This is a genomic window from Sphingomonas ginsengisoli An et al. 2013 (genome assembly GCF_009363895.1).
GTDB classification, from domain to species: Bacteria; Pseudomonadota; Alphaproteobacteria; order Sphingomonadales; family Sphingomonadaceae; genus Sphingomicrobium; species Sphingomicrobium ginsengisoli.
Genome location: NZ_CP045434.1, coordinates 2,535,514 through 2,558,831, shown reverse-complemented (window position 1 = coordinate 2,558,831; position 23,318 = coordinate 2,535,514). Strand labels below are relative to the sequence as shown.

18 protein-coding genes and 1 pseudogene are annotated in these 23,318 nt (G+C 69.7%); 7 read left to right on the top strand and 12 right to left on the bottom strand.

Annotated features, from left to right (window positions below; translation table 11 throughout):
• Positions 1-39: 39 nt before the first annotated feature.
• The 7 genes from GCU42_RS12495 to GCU42_RS12465 form a co-directional block, all read right to left on the bottom strand.
• Positions 40-1,866: an autotransporter domain-containing protein gene (locus GCU42_RS12495; protein ID WP_114229114.1), complete on the bottom strand. Its 1,827-nt coding sequence runs from the start codon at positions 1,864-1,866 to the stop codon at positions 40-42.
• A 109-nt stretch (positions 1,867-1,975) separates the two neighbouring features.
• Entirely contained in the window at positions 1,976-2,278 is a 303-nt protein-coding gene (locus tag GCU42_RS12490) for a GNAT family N-acetyltransferase (protein ID WP_114229115.1), read from the bottom strand.
• A complete protein-coding gene (locus GCU42_RS12485; RefSeq protein WP_114229116.1) occupies positions 2,275-3,576 on the bottom strand; it encodes a M20/M25/M40 family metallo-hydrolase in 1,302 nt (433 codons plus the stop codon). The genes GCU42_RS12490 and GCU42_RS12485 overlap by 4 nt, the downstream gene beginning before the upstream one ends.
• The gene (fahA, locus tag GCU42_RS12480) at positions 3,576-4,856 is read right to left on the bottom strand and encodes a fumarylacetoacetase (protein ID WP_114229117.1); all 1,281 of its coding nucleotides are present in this window, start codon (positions 4,854-4,856) and stop codon (positions 3,576-3,578) included. The genes GCU42_RS12485 and fahA overlap by 1 nt, the downstream gene beginning before the upstream one ends.
• Positions 4,853-6,151, bottom strand: a complete 1,299-nt coding sequence (hmgA, locus tag GCU42_RS12475) for a homogentisate 1,2-dioxygenase (protein WP_114229118.1) — start codon at positions 6,149-6,151, stop codon at positions 4,853-4,855. Before hmgA ends, fahA begins: the two co-directional genes overlap by 4 nt.
• 87 nt (positions 6,152-6,238) lie before the next feature.
• Positions 6,239-6,463 (bottom strand): hypothetical protein, encoded by a 225-nt coding sequence (locus GCU42_RS12470; protein ID WP_114229119.1) that lies wholly within the window; start codon positions 6,461-6,463, stop codon positions 6,239-6,241.
• Positions 6,464-6,550: 87 nt separating this feature from the next.
• Positions 6,551-6,826, bottom strand: coding sequence for a KTSC domain-containing protein (locus GCU42_RS12465; protein WP_205215034.1), 276 nt, complete (start codon positions 6,824-6,826; stop codon positions 6,551-6,553).
• 110 nt (positions 6,827-6,936) lie between these two features.
• Here GCU42_RS12465 and GCU42_RS12460 point away from each other — a divergent pair, with 110 nt between their 5' ends.
• The 3 genes from GCU42_RS12460 (at position 6,937) to GCU42_RS12450 (ending at position 14,233) form a co-directional block, all read left to right on the top strand.
• A complete protein-coding gene (locus GCU42_RS12460) occupies positions 6,937-8,661 on the top strand; it encodes a PAS domain-containing protein (protein ID WP_114229121.1) in 1,725 nt (574 codons plus the stop codon).
• A gap of 86 nt (positions 8,662-8,747) precedes the next feature.
• A complete protein-coding gene (locus tag GCU42_RS12455) occupies positions 8,748-13,376 on the top strand; it encodes an NAD-glutamate dehydrogenase (protein WP_114229122.1) in 4,629 nt (1,542 codons plus the stop codon).
• Positions 13,376-14,233, top strand: a complete 858-nt coding sequence (locus GCU42_RS12450; protein WP_114229123.1) for an ATP-grasp domain-containing protein — start codon at positions 13,376-13,378, stop codon at positions 14,231-14,233. Before GCU42_RS12455 ends, GCU42_RS12450 begins: the two co-directional genes overlap by 1 nt.
• A gap of 108 nt (positions 14,234-14,341) precedes the next feature.
• Here GCU42_RS12450 and GCU42_RS12445 read toward each other — a convergent pair whose 3' ends face one another.
• From GCU42_RS12445 to GCU42_RS12425, 5 genes are all read right to left on the bottom strand, one after another.
• Positions 14,342-14,584 (bottom strand): ribbon-helix-helix domain-containing protein, encoded by a 243-nt coding sequence (locus GCU42_RS12445; RefSeq protein WP_114229124.1) that lies wholly within the window; start codon positions 14,582-14,584, stop codon positions 14,342-14,344.
• 140 nt (positions 14,585-14,724) lie between these two features.
• Positions 14,725-15,447: an acetoacetyl-CoA reductase gene (phbB, locus tag GCU42_RS12440; RefSeq protein ID WP_114229125.1), complete on the bottom strand. Its 723-nt coding sequence runs from the start codon at positions 15,445-15,447 to the stop codon at positions 14,725-14,727.
• A gap of 25 nt (positions 15,448-15,472) precedes the next feature.
• Complete coding sequence (hemH, locus tag GCU42_RS12435; RefSeq protein WP_114229126.1) at positions 15,473-16,480, bottom strand: ferrochelatase; 1,008 nt, start codon at positions 16,478-16,480, stop codon at positions 15,473-15,475.
• Positions 16,477-18,438, bottom strand: a complete 1,962-nt coding sequence (locus tag GCU42_RS12430; RefSeq protein WP_114229127.1) for a molybdopterin cofactor-binding domain-containing protein — start codon at positions 18,436-18,438, stop codon at positions 16,477-16,479. Before GCU42_RS12430 ends, hemH begins: the two co-directional genes overlap by 4 nt.
• 7 nt (positions 18,439-18,445) lie before the next feature.
• Complete coding sequence (locus tag GCU42_RS12425) at positions 18,446-20,116, bottom strand: class I adenylate-forming enzyme family protein (protein ID WP_114229128.1); 1,671 nt, start codon at positions 20,114-20,116, stop codon at positions 18,446-18,448.
• A gap of 71 nt (positions 20,117-20,187) precedes the next feature.
• Between GCU42_RS12425 and lgt the strand changes: the two genes are divergently transcribed.
• The 4 genes and pseudogenes from lgt (at position 20,188) to pgeF (ending at position 23,317) form a co-directional block, all read left to right on the top strand.
• Positions 20,188-21,069 (top strand): prolipoprotein diacylglyceryl transferase, encoded by an 882-nt coding sequence (gene lgt / locus GCU42_RS12420; protein WP_114229129.1) that lies wholly within the window; start codon positions 20,188-20,190, stop codon positions 21,067-21,069.
• Between the two features lie 65 nt (positions 21,070-21,134).
• Entirely contained in the window at positions 21,135-22,043 is a 909-nt protein-coding gene (locus GCU42_RS12415) for an SAM-dependent methyltransferase (protein WP_114229130.1), read from the top strand.
• Positions 22,040-22,441: pseudogene (locus GCU42_RS15445) on the top strand (GNAT family N-acetyltransferase); the annotation flags it as partial. The gene GCU42_RS12415 and the pseudogene GCU42_RS15445, both read left to right, overlap by 4 nt.
• 63 nt (positions 22,442-22,504) lie before the next feature.
• The gene (pgeF, locus tag GCU42_RS15440; RefSeq protein ID WP_275887924.1) at positions 22,505-23,317 is read left to right on the top strand and encodes a peptidoglycan editing factor PgeF; all 813 of its coding nucleotides are present in this window, start codon (positions 22,505-22,507) and stop codon (positions 23,315-23,317) included.
• The last annotated feature ends 1 nt before the right edge of the window (position 23,318 follow it).

The window sequence follows — 23,318 nt, the reverse complement described above, 5'->3', positions numbered from 1 at the left end:
CCGGCACGCGGCCGACGCCCTTTTCACAAGGTTGAGGCCTTAGAAGCCGAGCTTGAAGCCGAGCTGGGCGTTGACCTCATTGCCTTCCTTCTTGCCGACGGTGGTGCCGAGCTGGACGTCGAGGCTGGCCTTGCCGCCGAGCGGCGCGCTCGCCCCGCCGGTGATGCGGCCGTAGACCTTCTTCGAGCGGTCGCCGAGCTGCCAGGTGTCGACGATGGTCGGCGAGGCCGTCTGCGCGAACTGGACGAACTGCGCATCGCCCGACAGCAGCTTTTCTGCGCTGGCGGCGATGAACGGGTGGACGATTACGCCGCTGGTGTCCCAATTGGTCCGCGCCTCGAGCCCGAGGTTGCCGACGAACGCCTTGGCCCGCTGGCGGCTGACGCTCAGGTTCAGCGCCTCGTCGCCGGTCTCGGTGTAGCCGTCGAGCTTGATCTTGGCATAGTTGGCGGCGACGAACGGGCCGACCTTGAGGCCACCCAGATCGGCGAGATAGCCGGCCTTGGCGCCCGCGACCCAGTGATGCCCCTTGGGATCGGCGGTGATCGGGAGGACCACGCCGACGCGGTCGATATTGTGACGGGTGCGGCCGTAGCCGAGATGACCCTGGACGAACAGGCCGTTGGCGGCGACGCCGCCGTAGACGCCCGCCTGGAGGGTCTTGCCCTTGTCGGTGAGGCCGCCGCCGTCACGGACGCTGGCGCGGTCGCGGTCGTAGTTGACCGCGACGCCGACCACGCCGCTGTCGCCGAGGCCCGCTTCGGCCCCGACGGTCACGCCGTAGCCGCGCAGCTCGAAGCGGTCGCTCTGCTCGGTTGCCTTGGCGTTGCGCTGGAAGCCGTCGCCGGTGATGTAGAGGTGCAGGCCCTCGGCGGGCGCGCCGGCGCGCGCGGCGCTGATGTCGACCCGGTTGTCGAGCGTGCGGCCGAACTGGCGCGCGGTGTCGAGCTGGAGGTTGATCGGCGCACCGAGCACCAGCGGCGCGCGCAGCTGCGCGGCGACATACTGACCGACCACCGCGAAGCCGTCCGAGCTCAGGTGCAGCCCGTCGACGTAGAAAAGATAGCCCTTGCAGCCCGACAGGACGTTCGCCTGGGTCGGCGCGCAAACCACGCCGTTGCCGAGGCCGTAGGCGGTCGGGTTGGTCTGGATGCTGGTCAGCACCTTGGTGAGGTCGAGATAGTGGACCATCACGCCGTTGGCGGCGAAGCCGGCGAGCTGCGCCTGTACCGCATTATTGTAGCTGGTCGAGAAGGCCGCACGGGTCGCCTGTGCGGTCGGGTTGGTGGCGACCTCGGGTAAGAGCGCGGTGTTGCCGGCGAGCACGCTAATCGTCTGTGCGCCCGCGCCGACCAGGCGGCTGAACTGCGTGGTCGTCGCGTTGATCGAATCGGTCAGGGTGCGGCCGTTGTTAAGGCCTTGCTGGAAGTAGCGCGCATCATTGCCGCCGATCGAGACGGTGACGAGATCGTGCGGGCCGAAGCTCGGCGTCCCGTTAGGAAGCACCGGCGACTGGGTGCCGACGTTGAGGAACTGGTCGACCTCGAACTGGAGGTCGAAGGACGAGCTGCTGCCGCGCACCGCGGTGGCACCGCCGACGGCGAAATTCTCGACCGGCGCGTTCAAAATCTGCGACAGCGTGTCGATGTAGTTGGTGCCGCCCGAGAAACGCCCGGTCGAATAGATGCCGTTCTGGAAGGTCAGCGGGTTGAGGCCGGTGAGAGCAAACAGGTTGCCGGTGTCGGCATAGCTGTCGCCGAAGGTGACGATGCGGGTGACCCGCTGTGCCGACGCGGGCGTGGCGGCGCCGAGCGCGGCGAGACCGAACAGACTGGCGCCCAGCAGGGCGCGGCTGAACTTCGACATGGTGTTATTCCTCCCCAGGCCGCGACGGCGCGGCCGTTGGGGCGGTTATGGCCTGTGGCCGCGGTGACTGACAAGTGACTGGGAGGTCACAGTTTGCGGCCGATTGGCCCTAATCCAGGAGGTGAGCCGAGGCCGGATCGAGCAGGCCGCGGGTCTCGGGATGCCGCTTCATGTAGGCGCGGAAGAAGGGGCATTGGGGGACGACCTTGAGTCCATGCTCGCGGGCGTAGGCGAGCCCGGCCTCGACCAGCTTGGTGCCGTAGCCATGACCCTCGTGGCCCTCGGGCACCACCGTGTGTGGGAAGAGGATGCGGTCGCCGGTCAGCAGGTGATATTCGGCGAAACCGACTTCGCCGTCGCCGAGGTCGAGTTCGAAGCGGTGGTGGGCGGGGTTGATGACGACCTTGGTCATCTGGCGCGGCGCTCGCTGCTGAGGCGGCTGATGAGGATCGCGGCGCGGGTCGCCTGCGGCCACAGCGAGGGGAGGTCGACCCGCTCGGCGGGAGTATGGTCGCCGCTGCTCGATGGCCCGAGGCCCGCCAGGCCGTCGACGTCGGCGGCGACGAAACTGATATCGCCCGCGCCGCGCTTGACCGGGTCGAGCGCGGGCATGGCGGGCAAGCCGAGGTCGGCGTTCACGCCGTTGAGGCGGTCGAGCACGCGCTGGTTGCCCGGCGTCGGCGCCATCGGCGGATAGCCGTCCTCGAAGGCCAGCTCGACGCCGGTGACGCCCGCGAGCCGGCCCTGATCGACGATCTGCTGCATCCGTTGCTTGGTCTGCGCGATTTGTTCGTTGCTGAGGGCGCGCAGATCGCCGCGGGCGACCGCCTCGGCGGCGATGATGTTGGTCTTGCCGGCGACCTCGGCGCGGATCTTGCCGGCGTCGAGCGTGGCGCTCTGCCCGCCGGCGATCAGCCCGACGTTGTAGGTGAGGTTCGGTTCGCGCAGCTCGCGGCGGAACTGGTCGAGGATGCGAATGAGCTCGTAATTGGCGCCGTAGGAGCTGCTGCCAACCCCGCTGCTGTGGCCCGGGCGGGCGTGGACGGTGAGCGTCCAGTCGGTCACGCTACGCCGCGAAATCGAGCCCATGTCTTGCCCATTCTCGCGCACCAGCCCCTCGAAATCGAGGTCGACGTCGGCGGCCTTGCCGGCGGCGATCAGGTCGCGGCGGGCGAGGCTCAGCGGCGTGCCCGGATCCTCCTCGTCGCCGGTCATCACCACCGTGATGTTGGCATTCTTGAGCGTGCCCGCGGCCTGCATCGCCCGCAGCGCGGCGATGATCACCACGTCGCCGCCCTTGTCGTCGGCAGCGCCGGGCCCGTGTCCGAAATCGCCCTCGCGGACGAATTTCTGGAAGGGCGAGTCCGGCTCGAACACGGTGTCGAGGTGACCGATCAGCAGGATGCGCTTGGTTCCCGCCCGCCCGCGATGGGTGGCGACGAGGTGGCCCGCGCGGCCGGTTTCGCGGAGCGGGATGAAGCGCACGTCGAAGCCGAGCGGCTCCAATTCGGCGCGGACCATCCGCCCGACCGCCTCGACCCCGGCAATGTTTTGCGAGCCGCTGTTCTGGTTCACCAGCCGCTCGAGCAGCGCGAGGGTGCGGCCCTGCTCGGCGTTTATGGTAGCGGCCATCCGCAGCTCGGCGGGGGTCAGCGCGGCGGCGGCGGGCGTGGCTGCCAATGCGGCAGCGGCCAACAAGGCCAGGCGCATCAAGCGACCACCAGCCCGCGGCACTCGCCAAAACCGATCGGCACCGCGCCGTCCGCCTCGGCGCGCGCAGTGAGGATCAGCTCGTCGCCATCCTCGAGGAAGCTGCGCGTCTCGCCACCCGGCAGCGTCAGCGGCGCCTTGCCGCCCTGACTGATCTCGAGCAGCGAGCCGAGGCCATCGCCGTCGGCGGTCGACAGCGTGCCGGTGCCAATGAGGTCGCCGGGCTGGAGGTTGCAGCCGTTGGCGCTGTGGTGGGCGACGATCTGGTTGACGGTCCAGTACATCGCCGCCGCGACATCGCCGTGGCTGAGGCGATGCGCCGGCTGGCCGGCGGCGCGCATCTTTTCGGTCGACAGCAGCGCCTCGACCGTCAGTCCGAGACCCGGGTTCGGCTCGGCATCGGCGAGATAGTCGAGCGGCGCGGGATCGCCTGCCGGCCGCGCCATGGCGGGGACACGGAAGGGCTTCAACGCCTCGGCGGTCACCACCCACGGCGAGATGGAGGTGAGGAAGTTCTTGGCGAGGAAGGGGCCGAGCGGCTGATATTCCCAAGCCTGCAGGTCGCGCGCGGACCAGTCGTTGAGCAGGCAATAGCCGGCGATATGATCCGCCGCCTCCCCGATCGGGATCGGCGAGCCCAGGCGGTTGCCGCGCCCGATCCACACACCGAGCTCGAGCTCATAATCGAGCCGACGCGAGGGTCCGTAGACGGGCGCCTCGGCCTCGGGCGGCTTGCGCTGGCCGCTGGGGCGGATCACCGGCTCGCCCGACACCCGCACGCTCGACGCGCGGCCGTGGTAGCCGATGGGGACATATTTATAGTTGGGCAGCAGCGGCTGGTCGGGGCGGAATTGCTTGCCGACGTTGGTCGCGTGATGGATGCCGACGTAGAAATCGGTGTAGTCGCCGATCAGGCACGGCAGGTGCATCGTCGCTTCGGACTGGCCGATCAGCAGCGGCTCGACATCGTCGCGGTAGCGCGCGTCGCTGAGCAATTCGGACAGACGGTGGCGGAGCGCACGTTGATCCTCCGGCCCGCGCGCCAGCCACGCATTGAGCACCGGGTGCGCCAGATCCTCGCGCCACTCCTCGTCGAGCAGCTCGGCCGCCTGGGTCAGGTCGAGGATGAAGTCGCCGATCGCGACGCCGATGCGGCGGCCGGCACCCTCGGCGCTGAACACGCCCAAGGGCAGGTTCTGCACCGGGAAATCGCGGTGGCCGTTGGCGCTGTCGACCCAGCTGGTCAGCGTCGGCGCGTGGGTGTGGTCGAGGTCGCTCACGGCAGTTTCGCTTTCGGGAAATCGGCCCAGGCCTGGTCGTAATCGGCATCGAGCGCCGAGGTGTCCTGCGCGAAGGCGGTCGGGGCGAACACCCAGCGGCTTTCGATCATGAAGGCCATGGTGCCCTCGATCTTGTGCGGCTGGAGCGCCGCGTTGCTCGCCCCCTGCCAGGTGGCGAGATCGGGGCCGTGACCGCTCAGCTGGTTGTGCAGGCTGATCGCGCCGGGACGGAAGCCTTCCGCCTTGGCGTCATAGGCACCGTAGAGCAGGCCCATGCACTCGCTCATCACGTTGCGGTGGAACCACGGCGGGCGGAAGGTGTCCTCGGCGACCATCCAGCGCGGCGGGAAGATGACGAAGTCGACGTTGGCGGTGCCGGGCACGTCGCTCGGTGAGGTCAGCACGGTGAAGATCGAGGGATCGGGATGGTCGAAGCTGACCGTGCCGATGGTGTTGAATTTCTTGAGGTCGTAGCGGCACGGCGCATAATTGCCGTGCCAGGCGACGACGTCGAGCGGGCTGCGGCCAAGCTCGGTCCGCCACAGCGAGCCGCGGAATTTTTGCACCAACTCGTAGGGGCCTTCGACGTCCTCAAACCAGGCGACCGGCGTCTCGAAGTCGCGCGGGTTGGCGAGGCCGTTGGCGCCGATCGGGCCGAGGTCGGGCAGCCGAAACGGCGCGCCGTGGTTCTCCGCGACATAGCCGCGCGCCGGGCCGTCGGGGAGCGTCACCCGGAAGCGGATTCCGCGCGGAATCAGCGCGACTTCGCCTGGGCCGACGTCGATCCGGCCGAGCTCGGTCAGCAGGGTGAGCCCGCCCTGCTCGGGCAGGATCAGCAATTCGCCGTCGCCGCTGACGAACGCCCTCTGCTCCATGTCCCGGCCGCAGCGATAGACGTGCATGGCGACGCCCGCCTGCGCCTGCGGGCCCTCGCCGGCGACGCACATGGTGGTGAGGCTGTCGAGCCAGTCCTTGTCGGCCTCGACCTCGAGCGGGCCCCAGCGAAGGCGGTTGGGCGCGAACGGGTGACGGACGGTGCCGGGGGCGAACAGCTCGGCGCCCTCATAGCGGGTGAAGGCGGGGTGCGCCGCGCTCGGCCGCAGGCGGTAGAGCCACGAGCGCCGGTTCTCGTGCCGGGGCGCGGTGAAGGCGGTGCCGCTCAGTTGCTCGGTGTAGAGTCCGAAGGCGGGCTTCTGCGGGCTGTTGCGCCCCTGCGGCAGCGCGCCGGTGACCGCCTCGGTCGCGAAGTGATTGCCGAAGCCGGTCTGGTAATCGCAAGGATCGTCGTTGGGCATGGACGCCGCTCTACGCCCGGCGCGGAAAAGAGAAAACCCGCCCGTGCCAGGCACGAGCGGGCTTTCCGCGCGACGAACCGAAGGTCGTCAGTTGACGTTGACGTTGATCTGGTCGGGGATCTTGACCTCGGTCTTGTGGCTGCCGAAGCCGAGGCTGTCGCGGAACACGTAGGCGAGCAGCAGGAGCACGAGCACCAGCAGCACTACCGCGATCACGCCGCCGCTGCCGCCGCCGCCACCCGTCTCGACGATGGTGGTGCGCTCGACGGTCGGGCCGGTGTCGTTGACACCGTCATTGTTGAGATCGGCCATGAAAGTCCCTCCTGTTATACTGGCGTAACGAACCAGCGAGCGGGAGCGCGGTTCCGTAGCGTCCCGCGTCCGGTCAATCAGGAGAGGTCAGTCGTTGGCGGCCCGCCGTCGCCGCGGCGCCGCCGGGCTGGCGAGTTCGTGGCACAGGAAGCGGCCCTTGATCGCCTGGTTGAAGAAGCGCCCCTTGGACGGCGCATCGACGAAACTTTCCGCCACCCGCGGCGGCACGCCGAGATAAAGGAAGCGGCGCCCGGTCGCGAAGCACAGCTCGAGCGCCCGCTCCTCCGGCCAGTAGCGCGCATCGCGGATCGGGCTCGACGCCATAATGGCGGGAACGCCAACCGAGCAGAAACGAATGGTCATTGCGACCGGACGATTCAGATGCGAGTCGAGCCGAAATCCATAACGCTTTGGTAACCTTGACCTGCCACACGATCATCCCGGAATTCTTGGGAAAAGGGCGTGGGGTACCGATGGACAGTTTTCGCGATTTCGCCAGCGAGCTCGAGCCGGCGTTCGGCAGCCATGCCGCGGACACCCCCGAAGTCCTCGACGATGCCGAAGAGCGGCGGATGCAGGTCAAGGCCTACAACTACTGGACCTCGCTCCTCAACGGACGCGATTTTCCCTCGATCGAGGACCTCGAGCCGTCGAGCATCGCCGAATTCGCCAAGCATAGCGTGCTGATCGACTTCACCAGCGGCCCCGCCAGCGCGACGACCGCTTATGTCGGCGCCGCGCTGCGCCGCGAGTGCGACCTCGATCCCGACAGCGACCGGCTGGCCGATGCCCCTGCGGGCTCGCTGGTGGCGCGGCTGCCTTCCTATCACGACCAGATCCTCGACAGCCGCGCGCCGGTCGGGTTCGAAACCAGCTTCCGCAACCAGCGCGGCCAGGGCCACGCCTATCGCGGCATCCTGATGCCCTTTTCGTCGGACGGCGACACGATCGACTTCGTCTACGGCGTGTTCAACTGGAACGAGGTCGACATCGTCGAGGAAGCCGCTGCGCCTGCCGACGATGTGCTCGAACTGTCTGACGAGCCAGCGCCGCAGCCGGTCGCCGGGCTCGATCACCTGATGGGCCGCAGCGCGTTCGGTGAGGACGACGCGCCGATCTACGGCGAAGAGGCCGAGGACGAGCAGCCCGAAGCCGCCGCGTTTGAGGACGAAGTGTTCGAACTGGCCGAGCCCATCGAGACCCCCGACGACGTGCTCGAACTCGACATGGCCGCCTACGAGCCCGAGCCGCACGCTGCCGAAACCGCTTCGGAGAGCTCGGCCGAGGACACGATCAGCGCGGTGCCGTTCGGCGGCTTCGACCAGACCGAGGACACCCAGCCCGAGGCGTGGCTGCAGGAATTCGCCGGCTACAGCGCCCCTGAACCAGTCGTGCAGGACTTCGTCGCTGACGAAGCGCCGACGCCCGTCGCCGACTTCACCCACCAGCCCGCCCCCGAGCCCGCGCCCGCGCCGCTGCCCGTCGCGACGATCACCTCGGTGTCGATCGGCGACGTGCCGGTGCCGATCGAGCCGGTCGCCGACGAGGAGCAATTGTCGGCCTGGCAGCAGGAAGCCGAAAGCGACCATGCCTTCGCCGACGAGGCCGGCGAGGCGAGCCTCGACGAATGGCTGACCGCCGCCCGCGCCACCGCCGAGGACGCCAAGGCGGCCGACGGCCGTAGCCGCCAGGCGCTCTACCGCGCGCTCGCCGAAGCCTATGATTTCGCCTGCGCCGCGGTGAGCGCGCCGGTCGAATATGATCGCCTGCTCGAGGACAGCGGCATCTCGGTGCAGGCGCGCGCGCCGATGACCGCGGTCGCCAAGCTCGTCTTCGGCGTCGACTATGACAAGGCGCGGCTGACCGAATATGCCGCGGCGCTGTCCTACGGCGCGCGCCAGGGCATCGAGGCGGGCGAGTTCCTGCCTTTCATCGACAGCATGGAAGGCGGCCTCAAGGCGATGGTTGAGGCCGAGCGCCGCGAACGCCGCCCGACCGCCCAGCCCGCCCCGACCTGGCGCGACCGCGCGATCAGCCGCCTGCGCAGCGCCGAGGCGCAGCCGCTCGGCCAGCTCGCCGGCAATGGCGAGTTCGCGCTGGTGCTGGTGCGCCGCGACGCCGACGGTTCGGTCTCGCCGGTGGCAGCGGTCACCGACGAAGCGCTGCTCGAAAAGGCGATGAAGAAGGCGGCGCACTGACCTTCTGCCCGGCGGGTAGGGTTGTCCCCCTGCCCGCCCGGGCCTAAAGCCCCGGCCATCCTTCACAGACCGGGCACGACAAAAGCATGTTGGCAGGTGAGCGCGTTGCGCCGTCCCTCGAAGACCAGTTGCGCGAGGCATTGATCCGCGGCGCCCTCCCGGGCGAGACAGCCGAATTCACCCCCGAAGAACAGGACGAGGCCGCGCGCTTCGTCGCCGAGGTGTCGGCCAAGCGCGAACCCGGCCATGTCGCGCTCAAGCTCCAGTCGCTGGGTGGCGAGGCCGGGCGGCGGACGATGCGGCTGGCAGTAGTCAACGACGACATGCCGTTCCTGGTCGACAGCGTCGCCGGGGTCATCGCCGGGCACGGGCTGACCGTCCGCCGCCTGCTCCACCCGATCCTCAAGATCGGCCGCAATCCCGACGGCAGCCTCCAGGCGATCGGCGAGGGCAATCCTGAGTCGCTCATCTACGTCGAATTGGACCGCGCCGACGCGCGCGGCCGGCAGGAACTGGCGCATGACGTCGAGGCGGTGCTCGACCACGTCCGCAGCGCGGTCGCCGACTGGCAGCCGATGCGCGCGCAGATGCAGGCCGACGCCGCCGCGCTCGAGGCCGACGACCCCGAGAATGCCGCGCTGCTCCACTGGTTCGCGGCCAACCATTTCACCTTGCTCGGTCACGCCGACCTCGCCCCCGACGGCCGGATCAGCAACGGTCTCGGCATCCTCCGCGACGAAAAGCTCGAGCTGTGGGACGGCGGCCTCGGCAGCGCGGCCGTGGAGCATCTCGCGGGCGAGGACCGACGCGTCCTGATCCTCAAGGCCGACCGCATCTCGCCGGTCCACCGCCGGGTCCCGCTCGATGTCGTCATGGTCCGCCGCGCTGACGGCAGCGTCTCGCTCCACACCGGCCTGTGGACCAGCGCCGCACTGCGCTCGCCGCCGCTCGACGTCCCGGTCCTCCGCCAGCACCTCGCCGCGCTCGACGAGGAGTTCGGCTTCGCCCCCTCGAGCCATGGCGCCAAGGCACTGGCGCACGTCATCTCGACTCTGCCCCACGACCTGCTGGTCTCATTCGGCACCGCCGAGGTGCGCGCCGCCGCGCTGACCGCGATGAGCCTCGCTGACCGCCCGCGGCCGGCGCTGCTGCTCCTCCCCGGCGCGCTTCGCCGCCATCTGTTCGCGTTCGTCTGGCTCCCGCGCGACGAGCTCACCACCAGCCGCCGGCTGGCGATCAGCCGGATGATCGAGGAAGCCGTGCTGAGCTCGGTGCAGAGCTTCTCGATCGAGCTCGGCGACGGCGACTTGGCGCTCATCCGCCTGACCCTTGGCTTCGACCCCTCGCGCCCGCTCCCCGACGTCGCCGCGCTCGACCGCCAATTGGTCGAGATGGTTCGCGGCTGGGCCCCGTCGGTCGAAGCGCAATTGGTCGAGCAGGTCGGCAGCGGCCGCGCCACCCGCCTCGCCTTGAGCTACCTCCCCAGCTTCCCCGAGGGCTATCGCCTGCGCACCGCGTCGGACGAGGCGGCGGCGGACATCCTCCGCCTGTGCGCGCTCGACGGCGACACCCACCGCGGCGTCCGCCTGCTGCGCGGCGGCAGCGAACGTCCCGGACAATTGCGGCTCAAGGTCTATCGCCAGGGCTCGATCGTGCCGCTGTCCGACGCCGTCCCGGTGCTCGAGAATTTCGGTTTCCGCGTGCTCGAAGAGCAGCCGACCGCGCTTGGCGACGGCACCCTCGGCCACATCCACGACTTCCTCGTCGCCCTTCCCGACGGCCACGGCACCGAGGCGCTGCTCGCCCGCGCCGAGGTGATCGAGACCGCGATCGGCGCCGTCCTCGAAGGCCGCGCCGAGAATGACGAGTTCAACCAGCTCGTGCTGCTCGCCGGGCTCGACCCGCAGCCGGTGGTGTGGCTGCGCGCATGGTTCCGCTATCTGCGCCAGACCGGCGTCGCCTACGGCCTGCTGACCATCGTCGAGGCGCTGCGCCGCTCGCCCGGCGCGACCCGCGCGCTCATTCGCTGGTTCAACGCCGCCCACGATCCCGCCAGCCGCGCCGACCGCGACGCCGAGGTCGCCAAGGCCAACGATTCGTTCGACGACGCGCTGACCACGGTCAAGGCGATCGACGACGACCGCATCCTGCGGCTGTTCCGCGCGGTGGTCGCCGCCACGCTCCGCACCAACGCCTTCGCCCCGGCGGCGGCCGAAGCGCTGGCGTTCAAGCTCGACCCGACCAAGGTCCCGGGGCTGCCGGCGCCGATCCCCTACCGCGAGATCTGGGTCTACTCACCCCGCGTCGAGGGCATCCACCTGCGCGGCGGCCCGGTCGCCCGCGGCGGCCTGCGCTGGTCCGACCGGCGCGACGATTTCCGCACCGAGATCCTCGGCCTGATGAAGGCCCAGCTAGTCAAGAATGCGGTCATCGTCCCGACCGGGGCCAAGGGCGGCTTCTATCCCAAGCAGCTGCCGCCGTCGGTCAACCGCGACGCCTGGCTGGCCGAGGGGACCGAGAGCTACCGGATCTTCATCCGTTCGCTCCTGTCGGTCACCGACAACATCGTCGACGATAAGGTCGTCCACCCCGAGCAGGTCGTCATCCACGACGGCGACGATCCCTATTTTGTGGTCGCCGCCGACAAGGGCACGGCGACCTTCTCCGACGTCGCCAACCAGATCGCGCTCGAGCACGGTTTCTGGCTCGGCGATGCCTTCGCCAGCGGCGGCTCGAACGGCTACGACCACAAGGCGATGGGAATCACCGCAAAGGGCGCGTGGATCTCGGTCCAGCGGCACTTCCGTGAGATGGGCACCGACATCCAGTCGTCGCCGGTGCGCGTGGTCGGCTGCGGCGACATGTCGGGCGACGTGTTCGGCAACGGCATGCTGCTCAGCAAGTGTCTCAAGCTGGTGGCCGCCTTCGATCACCGCCACATCTTCATCGATCCCAATCCCGATCCCGCCGACGCCTGGCGTGAGCGCCAGCGGTTGTTCGAGCTGCCGCGGTCGAGCTGGGACGATTACAACCGCAAGGAACTGAGCCCCGGCGGGATGATCGTCCCGCGGACCGAGAAGTCGATCCGTCTCAGCAAGGAAGCGCGCGAGGCACTCTCCATCGAGGCCGAGACGATCGACCCGACCAGCCTCATCAACGCGATCCTGAAGGCGCCGGTCGACCTCATCTGGTTCGGCGGGATCGGCACCTATGTGAAGGCCTCGACCCAGGCCAACAGCAGCGTCGGCGATCCCACCAACGACGCGCTTCGGGTCGACGCCAGCGAGATCAAGGCCAAGGTCATCGGCGAGGGCGCCAACCTTGCCATCACCCAGGCCGCGCGGATCGAGTTCGCATTGGGCGGCGGCCGCTGCAACACCGACTTCATCGACAATTCGGCGGGCGTCGATTGCTCGGATAATGAGGTCAACATCAAGATCCCCCTCAACCGCGAGATGCGCGAGGGGCGCCTGTCCGAACACGACCGCAACCTGCTGCTCGCGCGGATGACCGACGACGTCGGCCAGCTCGTGCTCGAGGACAACCGGCTGCAGACGCTGGCGATCTCAATCGCCGAGCATGGCGGGGTGGCGGCGTTGCCCAGCCAGGTCCGCACGCTCGAACTGCTCGAGGCGAGCGGCCGGCTCGACCGCCGGGTCGAAGGGCTCGACGGGTCGGAGCAATTGTTGCGCCGTGCCAGCGACGGCCGCGGGCTGACCCGCCCCGAATTGAGCGTGCTGATCAGCCTGTCCAAGATCGCGCTTCAGGCAGCGGCCGAGAAGAAGCCGCTGGCCGACGATCCGTTGCTCCAGCCGCAACTGCTCGAGGCCTTCCCGTCGGCAATGCGCCGCGCCCACCGCGAGGCGATCCTCGCCCACCGACTGCGTCACGAGATCGTCGCGACCAAGGTCGCCAACCGCTTCGTCAACCGCCTCGGGCCGAGCACCGCGCTCGACATGACCGAGGAGGAAGGGGCCAGCCTCGCGCAGGTGGTAGTGGCGTTTCTCGCCGCCGAACATCTGCTCCAGCTGCGCGTGCTGTGGGACCGGATCGACGGCGCCGACCTGACCGAGAACGCCCGGCTCGAGCTGTTCAGCCTCGCCGCGGTCAGCATCCGCGCGCACATCGCCGACATCCTCCGCGCCGGCGGCGGCGAGACCAGCCTGTCGAAGCTGGTCGCGCTGCTCGAACCGGGGATGAGCAAGGTCAATTCGGCCGCGCGCTACATCATCCGCGAGGAAGTGCGGCACGAGGCCGGGGAGCGGCGCGAGCGGCTGCAGGCCCTGGGCGCGAGCCCCGAGATCACCCGCGGGATGGTCAAGCTGTTCGAATTGGACGGCGTGTTCGGCATCGCCGCGCTCGCCGCCCGTAAGGACACCGACGAGCTCAAGATCGCCCACGCCTACGTCCGCCTGGGCGAAGCGCTGGGGATCGACTGGGCGACCGGGCAGATCGGCCGCTTCGCCCCCGCCGACCAGTGGGAGCGGCTGCTCGTCGCCGGCCTCGCGCGCGAGTTCGAGCAGCTCCGGCTCGACTGGCTGTCGCGCAGCCGCGGCGACGATCCCGAGGCGGCGGTCGAGCGCTGGTGCGAGCGCCATGCTCCGCGGATAGAGCAGTTCCGCGAAGTCGTCGCCCGCGCCCGCGCCAGCGCCAATCCGACGGTGCCGATGCTCGCCCAGATCGCCAACCAGGCGCGGATCCTGCTGTCGCGCTGATGCCGCATTTGCTGCTGCTGACCCCGGACCCCGCCTATCCGGAGGAGTTCGGCTGGGCTTTCGACGTCCAGTCAGGCGCGCTGCGCGAGGCGGGGGCGGAGGTGACCGCGCGGCCGTGGTCGCAGGCCGGCGACCTTGCCGGCTTCGACGCAGTGCTGCCGCTGGTCGCCTGGGGCTACCATCTCCAATATCCCGAGTGGCTCGCCTTCCTCGACCGCGCCGAGCGTGAGGCGAAGCGGGTGATCAATCCGGCGGCGCTGCTGCGCTGGAACAGCGACAAAGTGTATCTTAAACAGCTCGGCGCGGCGGGAGTGCCGACCGTGCCGACGCTCGAGGTCGATCATCTGAACGAAGCGGCGCTGGCGGCGGCGTTCGGGACGCTCGGCACCGATCAGGTGGTGATCAAGCCGCCGGTCTCGGCCGGCGCGTCGGGTACCTATCGGTTGCGCGAGGGCGAGGCGGCGCACGTGCCGGAGGACGTCCACGGCCAGCGGATGCTGATCCAGCCGTGGCTGCCGACCATCCAGACCACCGGCGAATATTCGCTCATCCTGTTCGGCGGCGAGCTCAGCCACACGGTCGTCAAGCGCCCGGTCGGCGGTGACTTTCGGGTCCAGCCCAACTTCGGCGGTGAGACGCTGGCGTGCGACCCGCCCGCGGGCGCGCTCGCACTGGCCAAGGCCGCACTCGCGCTCGCGCCGGGCGAGGCCACCTATGCGCGGGTCGATCTGGTCGAAGGGCTGGACGGCGCGCTGCAGGTGATCGAGCTCGAGCTGATCGAACCGGCGTTGTTCCTGCATTGCGCCGAGGAAGCGAAACCCCGGTTCGCCGAGGCGATCCTGCGCGCAGCAGGCTAAGTGTCGCTCGTCCTGAGCGAAGCGTAGCGAAGTCGAAGGGCGATTCGCGATGCGCCCTTTGACTACGGCCTAGCGGCCTCCGCTCAGGACGAGCGGGTTTTCAGTCTCTCAATTCCCGAGCGCGCGTCCGAATAGCCACTGACGCAAGGCCGACGTCAGGTTGGGCGGCTCGCTCACCTTCAGCCTTTCCTCGTCGATCAGCGCGACCAGCGCGTTGACCGGCAATGCCATGTCCGCCGCCGCCACCTCGAGCGCGCGCCAGAACAGAGGCTCCAGGCTGACGCTGGTCTGGTGGCCGGCGACGAGCACGCTGCGCTTGACCGGCGGGGCGTAGGTGAGGGTTTCGGGCAAGAGTTCATCCTAGCGGGCCGCAGCGGAGTAAATCCGCTGCGTCGGTCCTGTCGGCGTTCAACGCCGCAGGCCGGCCGGCGCTCCGCGTCTCTCGCGCAGCTTGCCCGCCGTGGCGGGCTTCGCTGCGCTCGGCGCGTCGCTCAGTACATGTGCTGCCCGCCGTTGATCGACAGGGTCGAACCGGTGATGAAGCCGCCGTTGACGTCGCACAGGAAGGCGACCCCGCGGGCGATCTCCTCGGCCTTGCCGAGCCGGCCGACGGGAATCTTGGCGACGATCTTGCCCAGCACTTCCTCGGGCACCGCGGCGACCATGTCGGTGTCGATATAGCCCGGGGCGATCGCGTTGACGGTGATGCCGCTGCGCGCACCTTCCTGCGCCAGCGCCTTGGTGAAGCCGTGGATGCCCGACTTGGCGGCGGCGTAATTGACCTGGCCGTATTGACCCGCCTGCCCGTTGATCGAGCCGATGTTGACGATCCGTCCGTAGCTGCGGCTGGTCATCCCTTCCCACACCGCCTTGGCCATGTTGAAGCACCCGCCCAGATTGGTGTCGATCACCTCCTGCCACTTGGCATGGTCCATCCGCTTCATCGTCGTGTCGCGGGTGATGCCGGCGTTGTTGACCAGCACGTCGACGGGCCCGAGCTCCTCCTCGATCTGGCGGACGCCGGCCTGGCAGGCGTCATAGTCGCTGACGTCCCACTTGAAGGCGCGGATGCCGGTGCGCCCGGTGAACGCCTTGGCGCGCTCGTCATTGCCGGCGTAATTGGCGGCGACGATCATCCCGGCATTCTTGAGCGCGATGCTGATCGCCTCGCCAATGCCGCGGCTGCCGCCGGTCACGATTGCTACTCGGGCCATGCTGTATCTCCTCCAAAGGAGGGGCTTAGGCAGGCGGCACCCAGCCCGCAAGTTCACGGCTGAGGATGGTGTCGAGCATATCCATCCCTTCCGCACTGTCGTTGAGGCAGTCGAGCCGCGCGAAGTGGGTGCCGCCGGAGGACGCGAACGTCTCCTTGCCGCGGATGCCGAGCTCCTCGATCGTCTCGATGCAGTCAGCCGAGAAGCCCGGCGCGGCGATCGCCAGCTTCCTGACCCCCTGCCCCGGATAGGCGGCGAGCACGGTCTCGGTCGCGGGCTCGAGCCACTTGGCGCGCCCGAACCGCGACTGGAACGCGGTGTCGGTCGGAATGGAAAGCTGCTCACCCACCAGCCGCGCGGTCTTGCGGCAGTGGCAATGATAGGGATCGCCGAGCATGAGCGTCCGCTCGGGCATCCCGTGGAAGCTCAGCAGCAGCCGGTCGGGAGCGAAGTCGAGCGCGCCGAGCTGCCGCTCGAGGCTCGCCTTCAGCGCGCCGATATAGGCGGGGTCGTCATGATAGGGCGGAAGCGTCCGGAGCGCCGGTTGCCAGCGCAATTCGGCAAGATAGCCGAACAGGCTGTCGTTGGCGGTCGCGGTCGTGGCGGCGCAATATTGCGGATAGAGCGGCGCGGCGAGGATCCGGTCGCAGCCGGCGGCGAACAGTTTCTCGACCGCCGGGCGGATGCCGGGGTTGCCATAGCGCATCGCCCAATCGACCATCACCCGCTCGCCCCAGCGCGCCTGCAACGCCTCGGCCTGGCGGCGGGTGATCGCGGCGAGCGGGCTGCCCTCGTCGGTCCACACCTGCTGGTAGGCGTGCGCCGACTTTTTCGGGCGGGTGCGCAGGATAATGCCGTGGAGGATCGGCTTCCACGCGAGCGGCGGGATCTCGACCACCCGCCGGTCGGAAAGGAATTCGGCGAGGTAGCGGCGGACCGCCGGCGCTTCTGGCGCATCTGGGGTGCCGAGGTTGATCAGCAGCACGCCGACCTTGCGCGGGAGAATGGCGGGATGATCGGCGGGCGGGTTCATGCCGCCGCCATCGGGTCGAACGGAAGCGCGCGCAAGCGCCTGCCGCTCGCCGCCGCTACGGCATTTGCGACAGCTGGCGCGAGGAGAGGAACCGCAAGGCCGCTCAGCCCCCCAGGGGTGGCGGCGCTCGGAATGACCTCGACCCCGATGCGCGGCACCCCGGCCATTCTGCCGGCGCGGCCGCCACCGCCGCGAAGCAGGCCGTCGCTGAAGCTCGGCACCGCCGTGCGGGCGTAGGCCAGTCCCGCGAGGAGCGCGGATTCGACTTGCTGGCCGACAAGCTGCGGATTGACGACCCGCCCGCAGTCGACCGCACAGACCAGCCGATCGACCGCCACCTGTCCGTCGCTGCCGACCGTCGCGCTGGCGAGCAAAGCGGCGTGGCTGCCGTAGGCGCTATGCACCGCGAGGCCGAGCGTGCTGCCCGCCCCGCCGCCGTCCCAGCCGCCCAGCGCCGCGGCGGTGGTCAGCACCCGCGCCAACCGCGGATGGCCGCCGAGCATCGCGACCCGGAAGGCGAGCGGCTCGAACCCGCTCTGCCGCGCCAGTTCGTCGACGAAGCTTTCGCGGGAGAATACGCCGAACAGTTCCTCACCCCCGCGCAAGGGTCCTGTGCGCAGCTTGAGCGCCGGGTCGACCAGCCGCAGGTCGACCTGCGGCACCGTGTAGGGGATCGCCACCGCCGCGCTCCCGACCACCCGCCCAACCCAGGCAAGCAGCCGGTTGTCGGGGCCGAGCTGGGCGCGGAAACGAGCCTGCGCCGGCGCAAGCACCGGGTCGATCGCGCGGGCGTGCGCCGGGCTTAGCGTCACCTGCACCGGGCGTCCGAGCGTGCGCGCCAGCGCGGCGGCGATCGGCGCCGCCTCATTGCTCCACAGCCGATGGTCGGGACCGCCGACCGGCAGCGGGTAGAGGTGCGAGCCGGGCGCCGAGCCGCTGCCCGCCAGCGTCTCGTCGGGGCGTTGGGTCCCCGCCCATAGTTCGAGCCGACCGTCGGTCCACCGTGCGGTGGCGCTTGGGCTCTCGAGCGCGAGATGGGGGACGGCGGCCATCCGATAGTCGGCGGTGACAGTGCGGCCGGTCAGCGGCGGCAATTCCTCGCCCTCGAGCGCGGCGGCCATGGCGAGCTCGATGCCGCGGTCGTCGAGGCGGGTGGTGCGGAACGCCGGCGCCGCCTTGGCGAGCATCAGCCGCGCCGCCCAGCTCGTCGGCCCGACCGCCGCGACCCAGCCGTCGCCGCTGTGTAGCCCGGGGATGTCGCGCTCGACCCGCTCGCCGATCAGCGCGGCGGCATAGACCATGCCGGGGAGGCGGATGTCGGCGGCGAAGCGGAGGCTGCCGTCACTCTTGGGCGGGCCGTCGAGGCGCGGCAGCGGCTGCATCGCCAGCCCGGCGGGACGGGCACGCAACATCGGAGTGGTCGGCACCCTTTCTCCCGCCGCCGCTTCGGCCAGCTCGCCGAATGCCAGCCTGCGGCCCTCATGGACGACATATCCGTCGGCGGTGTCGCAGTCCCTGGCGCTGACGCCCCACCGAGCCGCCGCCGCGGCGCACAGCATCGCCCGCGCAGTCGCGCCTGCTTGGCGCAGCGGATCGCCAAAGGCGCGGACCGAGGTCGCGCCGCCGGTCACGCGCCCCTTGCCGAGCGACCCCGCCAGCGCATTGTCATAGGCGTGCCCCGCCGGCGCCGGGATCACCGCGACCCGCTTCCAGTCGGCACCCAACTCGTCGGCGAGCGATTGCGGCAAGGCGGTCCACACCCCCTGCCCATGCTCGACCTGCGGCACGGCCACCGTCACCAGCCCCGAGGGCGCGATCTTGAGGAAGGCGTTGAAGGCGCGTTCGCCCTTGGCCAACGGCAGGTCGGGCGTGAAGCGCCGCGGCCACAGCCCCCAGGCGACGACCAGCCCAACTCCGGCCCCGCCGCCGATCAGCAGCGTGCGGCGATCGACCTTCATGCGCGCATCAGGCGGCGAACTGCGCTTTCAGCGCGACACGGTCGATCTTGCCGGTGCCGAGCCGCGGCAGCGGCTGGTCGGCGATGATGAAGCGGCCGGGAATCTTGAAGCTCGCCAGTCGCGGTTCGAGGAAGGTGCGCAGTTCGTCCGCGCTCAACGCCGCGCCCTCGGCCGGATGGACGATCGCGATCGGCACTTCGCCCAGCCTTTCGTCGGGCACCCCGAACACCGCTGCCTCGGCGACCCGGTCGGAGCCGTAGATCGCCGCTTCGACCTCGGCCGCGCTGATATTCTCGCCGCCGCGGATGATGATGTCTTTCTTTCGGTCGACGATGAACAGATAGCCGTCGGCGTCGAGATAGCCGATGTCGCCGGTCTTCATATAGCCGTCGGCGCTGAAGGCAGCGGCGGTCGCCAGCGGGTTCTTCCAATAGCCCTTGATGTTGGCGGCGGCCTTGATCCCGACCTCGCCCCGCTCGCCCTGCGGCAGCGGCGCGTCGCCGGCCCCGAGGATAGCGACCTTGACGAACGGCAGCGAACGCCCGGTCGAGGCCGGCTTGGCGATGTAATTGCCCCAGTAATTGCCGCAGCCGACCGCGTTGGTCTCGGTCAGCCCGTAGCCGAGCGCCGGCTGGGCGGTGTCGAAGCTCTCCTTCAAGCGCTGGACGTGCGCGACCGGGCGCGGCGCCCCGCCGGCGGCGATGTCGGTCAGCGTCGAGAGGTCATGCTTGTCGCGCTCGGGATGGTTCATCAGCTCGAGGCTCATCGTCGGGACTCCGACGAAGTAGGTGATCTTCTCCTTCTCGATCAGCCGCAGCGCTTCGCCCGCGTCCCATTTCGGCATCAGTACCATGCCGCGCCCGATGACGAAGCTGTTGAGCAGCACCGGGATTTCGCCGGTGACGTGGAAGAAGGGCACGCTGACCAGCGTCCGCGGCGGGTTCTTGGGGCCCTCGCCCAGGCTCTCGAGGATGCCGAGCAGGCACATCAGGCTGGTCGCATAGGTGTAGACCGCCTGGGTCACCGCGCCGTGCGTAGACACCGCGCCCTTGGCCTCGCCGGTCGAGCCCGAGGTGAACAGGATGGTCGCGTCGTCGGTCGGCGACAGCTCAGGCAGCGGGGCGTCGGCGGCGACCTCATCGCCGAGCAACGGCGCCAGCGCCTCGCCGATCGGCTGCTCGATCGGCAGCGCCACCGTCGGCCACTTGCCGCACGCCGCCGCCATCCGCGTCGCACGCTGGGTGTCGGCGATGATCAGCCTGGGCTCGGTCAACTCGAGCGCATGGGCCATCTCATGTCCCTGCCACCAGCCGTTGAGCAGGGTCGACACGCCGCCGGCCTTGAGGATCGCCATGTGGCTGACGATCCAACTCGGGCAATTGCGCATCGCAATGCCGACCCGGTCGCCCTTCTCGATCCCGTGAATGTGGACCAGCGCCCGCGCCAGTTCGTCCGAGACGCGGTCGAGCTCGGCGAAGGTCAGCCGCTCGTCCCCCGCGACCACCGCCTCGACCGCACCGTTCAGCCCGCAGAAGGCCTTGAAGAAGCCCGGCAGCGTCGGCGGGAAGTTGGTGACCACCGTTCGCCCCAGCGCGTCCTCGCCCGTGACGATCCGCCCGCCCGGACCCGTGACCGCCGCCAACACCGCATCGTAGCGTTGGTCGAGTTCACTGGGCATCCGGCTCTCCTTGGCACTTGCTTGCGCCCTCCTTATGAGGCGGGCACCTGCAACGGGGAAGAGCTTAAACGATGACAATGATGGCGGCGGCGACCAACGGCATTGCCTGGACCAGCCTGCACCTTTCGCCCGTCGCGCTCGACCTCGGCTTCTTCCAGCTGCGCTGGTACAGCCTGGCCTATCTCGCCGGCATCTTCCTCGGCTACTGGTACATGCTCCGGCTGATCCGCGAGCCCGGCGCGCCGATGGCCCGCCGCCACGCCGACGACCTCGTCTTCTACGCCGCGCTGGGCGTGATCCTGGGCGGGCGGATCGGCTACATCCTCTTCTACAACCTCGACAAATATCTCGCCGACCCGATTGAGATGTTCAAGCTGTGGGACGGCGGGATGAGCTTCCACGGCGGCGTCGTCGGGACCAGTCTCGGGATCATCTACCTCGCCTGGAAGAACAAGCTGAACTGGCTGCGGCTGCACGACTATGTCGCCTGCGTGGTGCCGATCGGGCTATTCTTCGGCCGCCTCGCCAACTTCGTGAACGGCGAATTGTGGGGCGCGCCGACCACCGTGCCGTGGGCGGTCCGCTTCCCCGAGGTGATCGGCGGGATGACGGTGATCGGCCCGCCGCGCCACCCCAGCCAGCTCTATGAAGCCGCGCTCGAAGGCCTCGCTTTGTTCGCCATCCTCTGGGTGATGTTCTGGAAGACCCGCGCCCGCTACGAGCCGGGCAAGCTGGTCGGCACCTTCCTGCTCTTCTACGGCATCTTCCGCTTCGGGGTGGAGTTCATCCGCGAGCCCGACGAGCAACTGGTCGGCTTCGCCCGCGCGACCGGGCTGCACATGGGCCAGTGGCTGTGCGTGCCGATGATCCTCGGCGGCGTCTACCTCATCGCCACCGCCAAGGGCCGCCGCCACCGGGTCGAGCCGATCGCGGGCACGGAGAGCGTGGCCTGACTCCGTTCGAGCGCGCCGTCCGCGAGCGGATCCGGGGCGCCGGCGGGCTCCCGCTCGAGGCCTATATGGAGGCCTGCAACGACTATTATTACGCCACCCGCGATCCGCTCGGCGCGGGGGGCGATTTCACCACCGCGCCCGAGATCAGCCAGATGTTCGGCGAGCTGGTCGGCGCGGCGCTGGCGGACGCCTGGGCGCGCGCCGGCCGGCCGGAACAGGCGCGCTACGTCGAGCTCGGACCGGGGCGCGGCACGCTGGCGAGCGATGCGCTGCGGGTGATGCGTTCGGCCGGGCTGACGCCGCCGGTGCATTTCGTCGAAACCAGCGAGACGCTGCGCGCCGCGCAGCTCGCAGCGGCGCCGGGCGCGTCGCATTATGACAGCATCGCCCACCTACCGAGCGACGGCCCGCTACTGATGGTCGCCAACGAATTCCTCGACGCCCTCCCGATCCGCCAGTTCGCCGACGGCATGGAGCGCAAGGTCGTGCTGACTGGCGGGCACCTGGCGTTCGATCGTGACGGGGCGATCGTCGAGGATTCGCCCGCACGCGACGGGGTGGTGCGGGCGTTGAGCGAACGGCTCGTGGCGCAGGGCGGGATCGCGTTGGTGATCGACTATGGCCACGAGCGGACCGCGCCGGGCGACACGCTGCAAGCGGTGCGGGGACATCGCTTCGCGCCGGTGCTGGCCGACCCGGGCGAGCAGGACCTCACCTCCCATGTCGACTTCCAGCGCGTCGCCGAGGTGGCGCGCGCGGCCGACGCCGCGGTCGACGGCCCCGCCGAGCAGGGCGGCTGGCTCGAGCGGCTCGGGATCATGGCCCGCGCCCGCGCACTGGCCAACGCCGCCCCCGACCGCGCCGAGGAGATCGAGGCGGCGCGGGCGCGGCTGTGCCGTCCCGACCAGATGGGCAGCCTGTTCAAGCTGCTTGCCATCCGCGCGCCCGACTGGCCAAAAGTCGCGGGCCTATGACCACCGCCCTCACCGTCCGCCCCGCGACCGCCGCCGACCTGCCCGCGATCGACCACGTCTTCCGCACCAGCTTCTGCGACACCTTCGCGCACCTTTATCACCCGCGCGATCTCGCGACCTTCCTCGCCGAGTTCACGCCGGAAGCCTGGGGCGCCGAGCTCGGCAACCCGGCCTACGCCTTCCAGGTCGGCGAGCGTGACGGTGACATCGTCGGCTACGCCAAGGTCGGCCCCAACAAGCTGCCCCACGTGCCCGCCGACGGGACGATCGAGCTCAAGCAATTCTATCTGCTCAAGGCCGCCCACGGCTCCGGCCTTGCCCAGCGGCTGATGGCGTGGGTGATCGACGAGGCCCGCCACCGCGACGCGGAGCGGATCGCGCTGTCGGTGTTCGGCGAGAACCACCGCGCGCAGGCGTTCTACGCGCAATATGGCTTCGTGGACCGCGGGCCCGTCACCTTCATGGTCGGCGAGCACCCCGACGAGGACCGGGTCTGGTCGCGCGAGCTTGGGCCGGCGCCGCGGGTGTGGCGTGCGCCGGCGCTTGGCGGCGTGGCGCACGGCTTCCTCGGCCGCATCGGTGGCCGCAGCACCGGCGCGATGGCGAGTCTCAATTGCGGCTGGGGCAGCGGCGAGGATTTGCGGATCGTCCGCGCCAACCGCCGGATCGCCGCCGACGCGGTGCTGCCCGGCGCGCGGATCGTCTCGCCGCACCAGGTCCATTCGGCCGTGGCGGTCGTCGCGGGCGACTGGCCCGATAGCGACCGGCCCCACGCCGACGCGCTGGTGACCGACCGACCCGGCATCCTCCTCGGCATCCTTACCGCCGATTGCGCGCCGGTGCTGTTCGCCGATGTCGAGGCCGGCGTGGTCGGTGCCGCGCACGCCGGGTGGAAGGGCGCGCTGGCCGGAGTCACCGATTCGACGATCGCGACGATGGAGCGCTTGGGCGCCCGCCGCGAGCGGATCGCTGCCGCGGTCGGCCCGTGCATCGCGAGAGCCAGCTACGAGGTCGACCACGCCTTCCCCGAACCGTTCCTGCGCGACGATCCCGCCGCCGAGCGCTTCTTCGCCGAAGGGCCCGCGGGCAAGCCGCACTTCGACCTCGAAAGCTACGTCGTCGCGCGGTTGGCGACCGCGGGCATCCGCAAGGTCGAAGCGCTCGGGCAGGACACCTATGCGCAGGAGGATGCTTTCTACAGCTACCGCCGCGCCACCCACCGCGGCGAGCCGAGCTACGGCCGCCAGATCAGTCTGATCGGACTGCCGGGCTAAG

What these genes read in the sequence shown, in the direction of transcription:
- GCU42_RS12495 (WP_114229114.1), bottom strand. Translation starts at nt 1,866, where the DNA reads ATGTCGAAGTTCAGCCGCGCCCTGCTGGGCGCCAGTCTGTTCGGTCTC.
- GCU42_RS12490 (WP_114229115.1), bottom strand. Translation starts at nt 2,278, where the DNA reads ATGACCAAGGTCGTCATCAACCCCGCCCACCACCGCTTCGAACTCGAC.
- GCU42_RS12485 (WP_114229116.1), bottom strand. Translation starts at nt 3,576, where the DNA reads ATGCGCCTGGCCTTGTTGGCCGCTGCCGCATTGGCAGCCACGCCCGCC.
- hmgA (WP_114229118.1), bottom strand. Translation starts at nt 6,151, where the DNA reads ATGCCCAACGACGATCCTTGCGATTACCAGACCGGCTTCGGCAATCAC.
- GCU42_RS12470 (WP_114229119.1), bottom strand. Translation starts at nt 6,463, where the DNA reads ATGGCCGATCTCAACAATGACGGTGTCAACGACACCGGCCCGACCGTC.
- GCU42_RS12465 (WP_205215034.1), bottom strand. Translation starts at nt 6,826, where the DNA reads ATGACCATTCGTTTCTGCTCGGTTGGCGTTCCCGCCATTATGGCGTCG.
- GCU42_RS12460 (WP_114229121.1), top strand. Translation starts at nt 6,937, where the DNA reads ATGGACAGTTTTCGCGATTTCGCCAGCGAGCTCGAGCCGGCGTTCGGC.
- GCU42_RS12455 (WP_114229122.1), top strand. Translation starts at nt 8,748, where the DNA reads ATGTTGGCAGGTGAGCGCGTTGCGCCGTCCCTCGAAGACCAGTTGCGC.
- GCU42_RS12450 (WP_114229123.1), top strand. Translation starts at nt 13,376, where the DNA reads ATGCCGCATTTGCTGCTGCTGACCCCGGACCCCGCCTATCCGGAGGAG.
- phbB (WP_114229125.1), bottom strand. Translation starts at nt 15,447, where the DNA reads ATGGCCCGAGTAGCAATCGTGACCGGCGGCAGCCGCGGCATTGGCGAG.
- hemH (WP_114229126.1), bottom strand. Translation starts at nt 16,480, where the DNA reads ATGAACCCGCCCGCCGATCATCCCGCCATTCTCCCGCGCAAGGTCGGC.
- GCU42_RS12430 (WP_114229127.1), bottom strand. Translation starts at nt 18,438, where the DNA reads ATGAAGGTCGATCGCCGCACGCTGCTGATCGGCGGCGGGGCCGGAGTT.
- GCU42_RS12425 (WP_114229128.1), bottom strand. Translation starts at nt 20,116, where the DNA reads ATGCCCAGTGAACTCGACCAACGCTACGATGCGGTGTTGGCGGCGGTC.
- lgt (WP_114229129.1), top strand. Translation starts at nt 20,188, where the DNA reads ATGACAATGATGGCGGCGGCGACCAACGGCATTGCCTGGACCAGCCTG.
- GCU42_RS12415 (WP_114229130.1), top strand. Translation starts at nt 21,135, where the DNA reads ATGGAGGCCTGCAACGACTATTATTACGCCACCCGCGATCCGCTCGGC.
- pgeF (WP_275887924.1), top strand. Translation starts at nt 22,505, where the DNA reads ATGGTCGGCGAGCACCCCGACGAGGACCGGGTCTGGTCGCGCGAGCTT.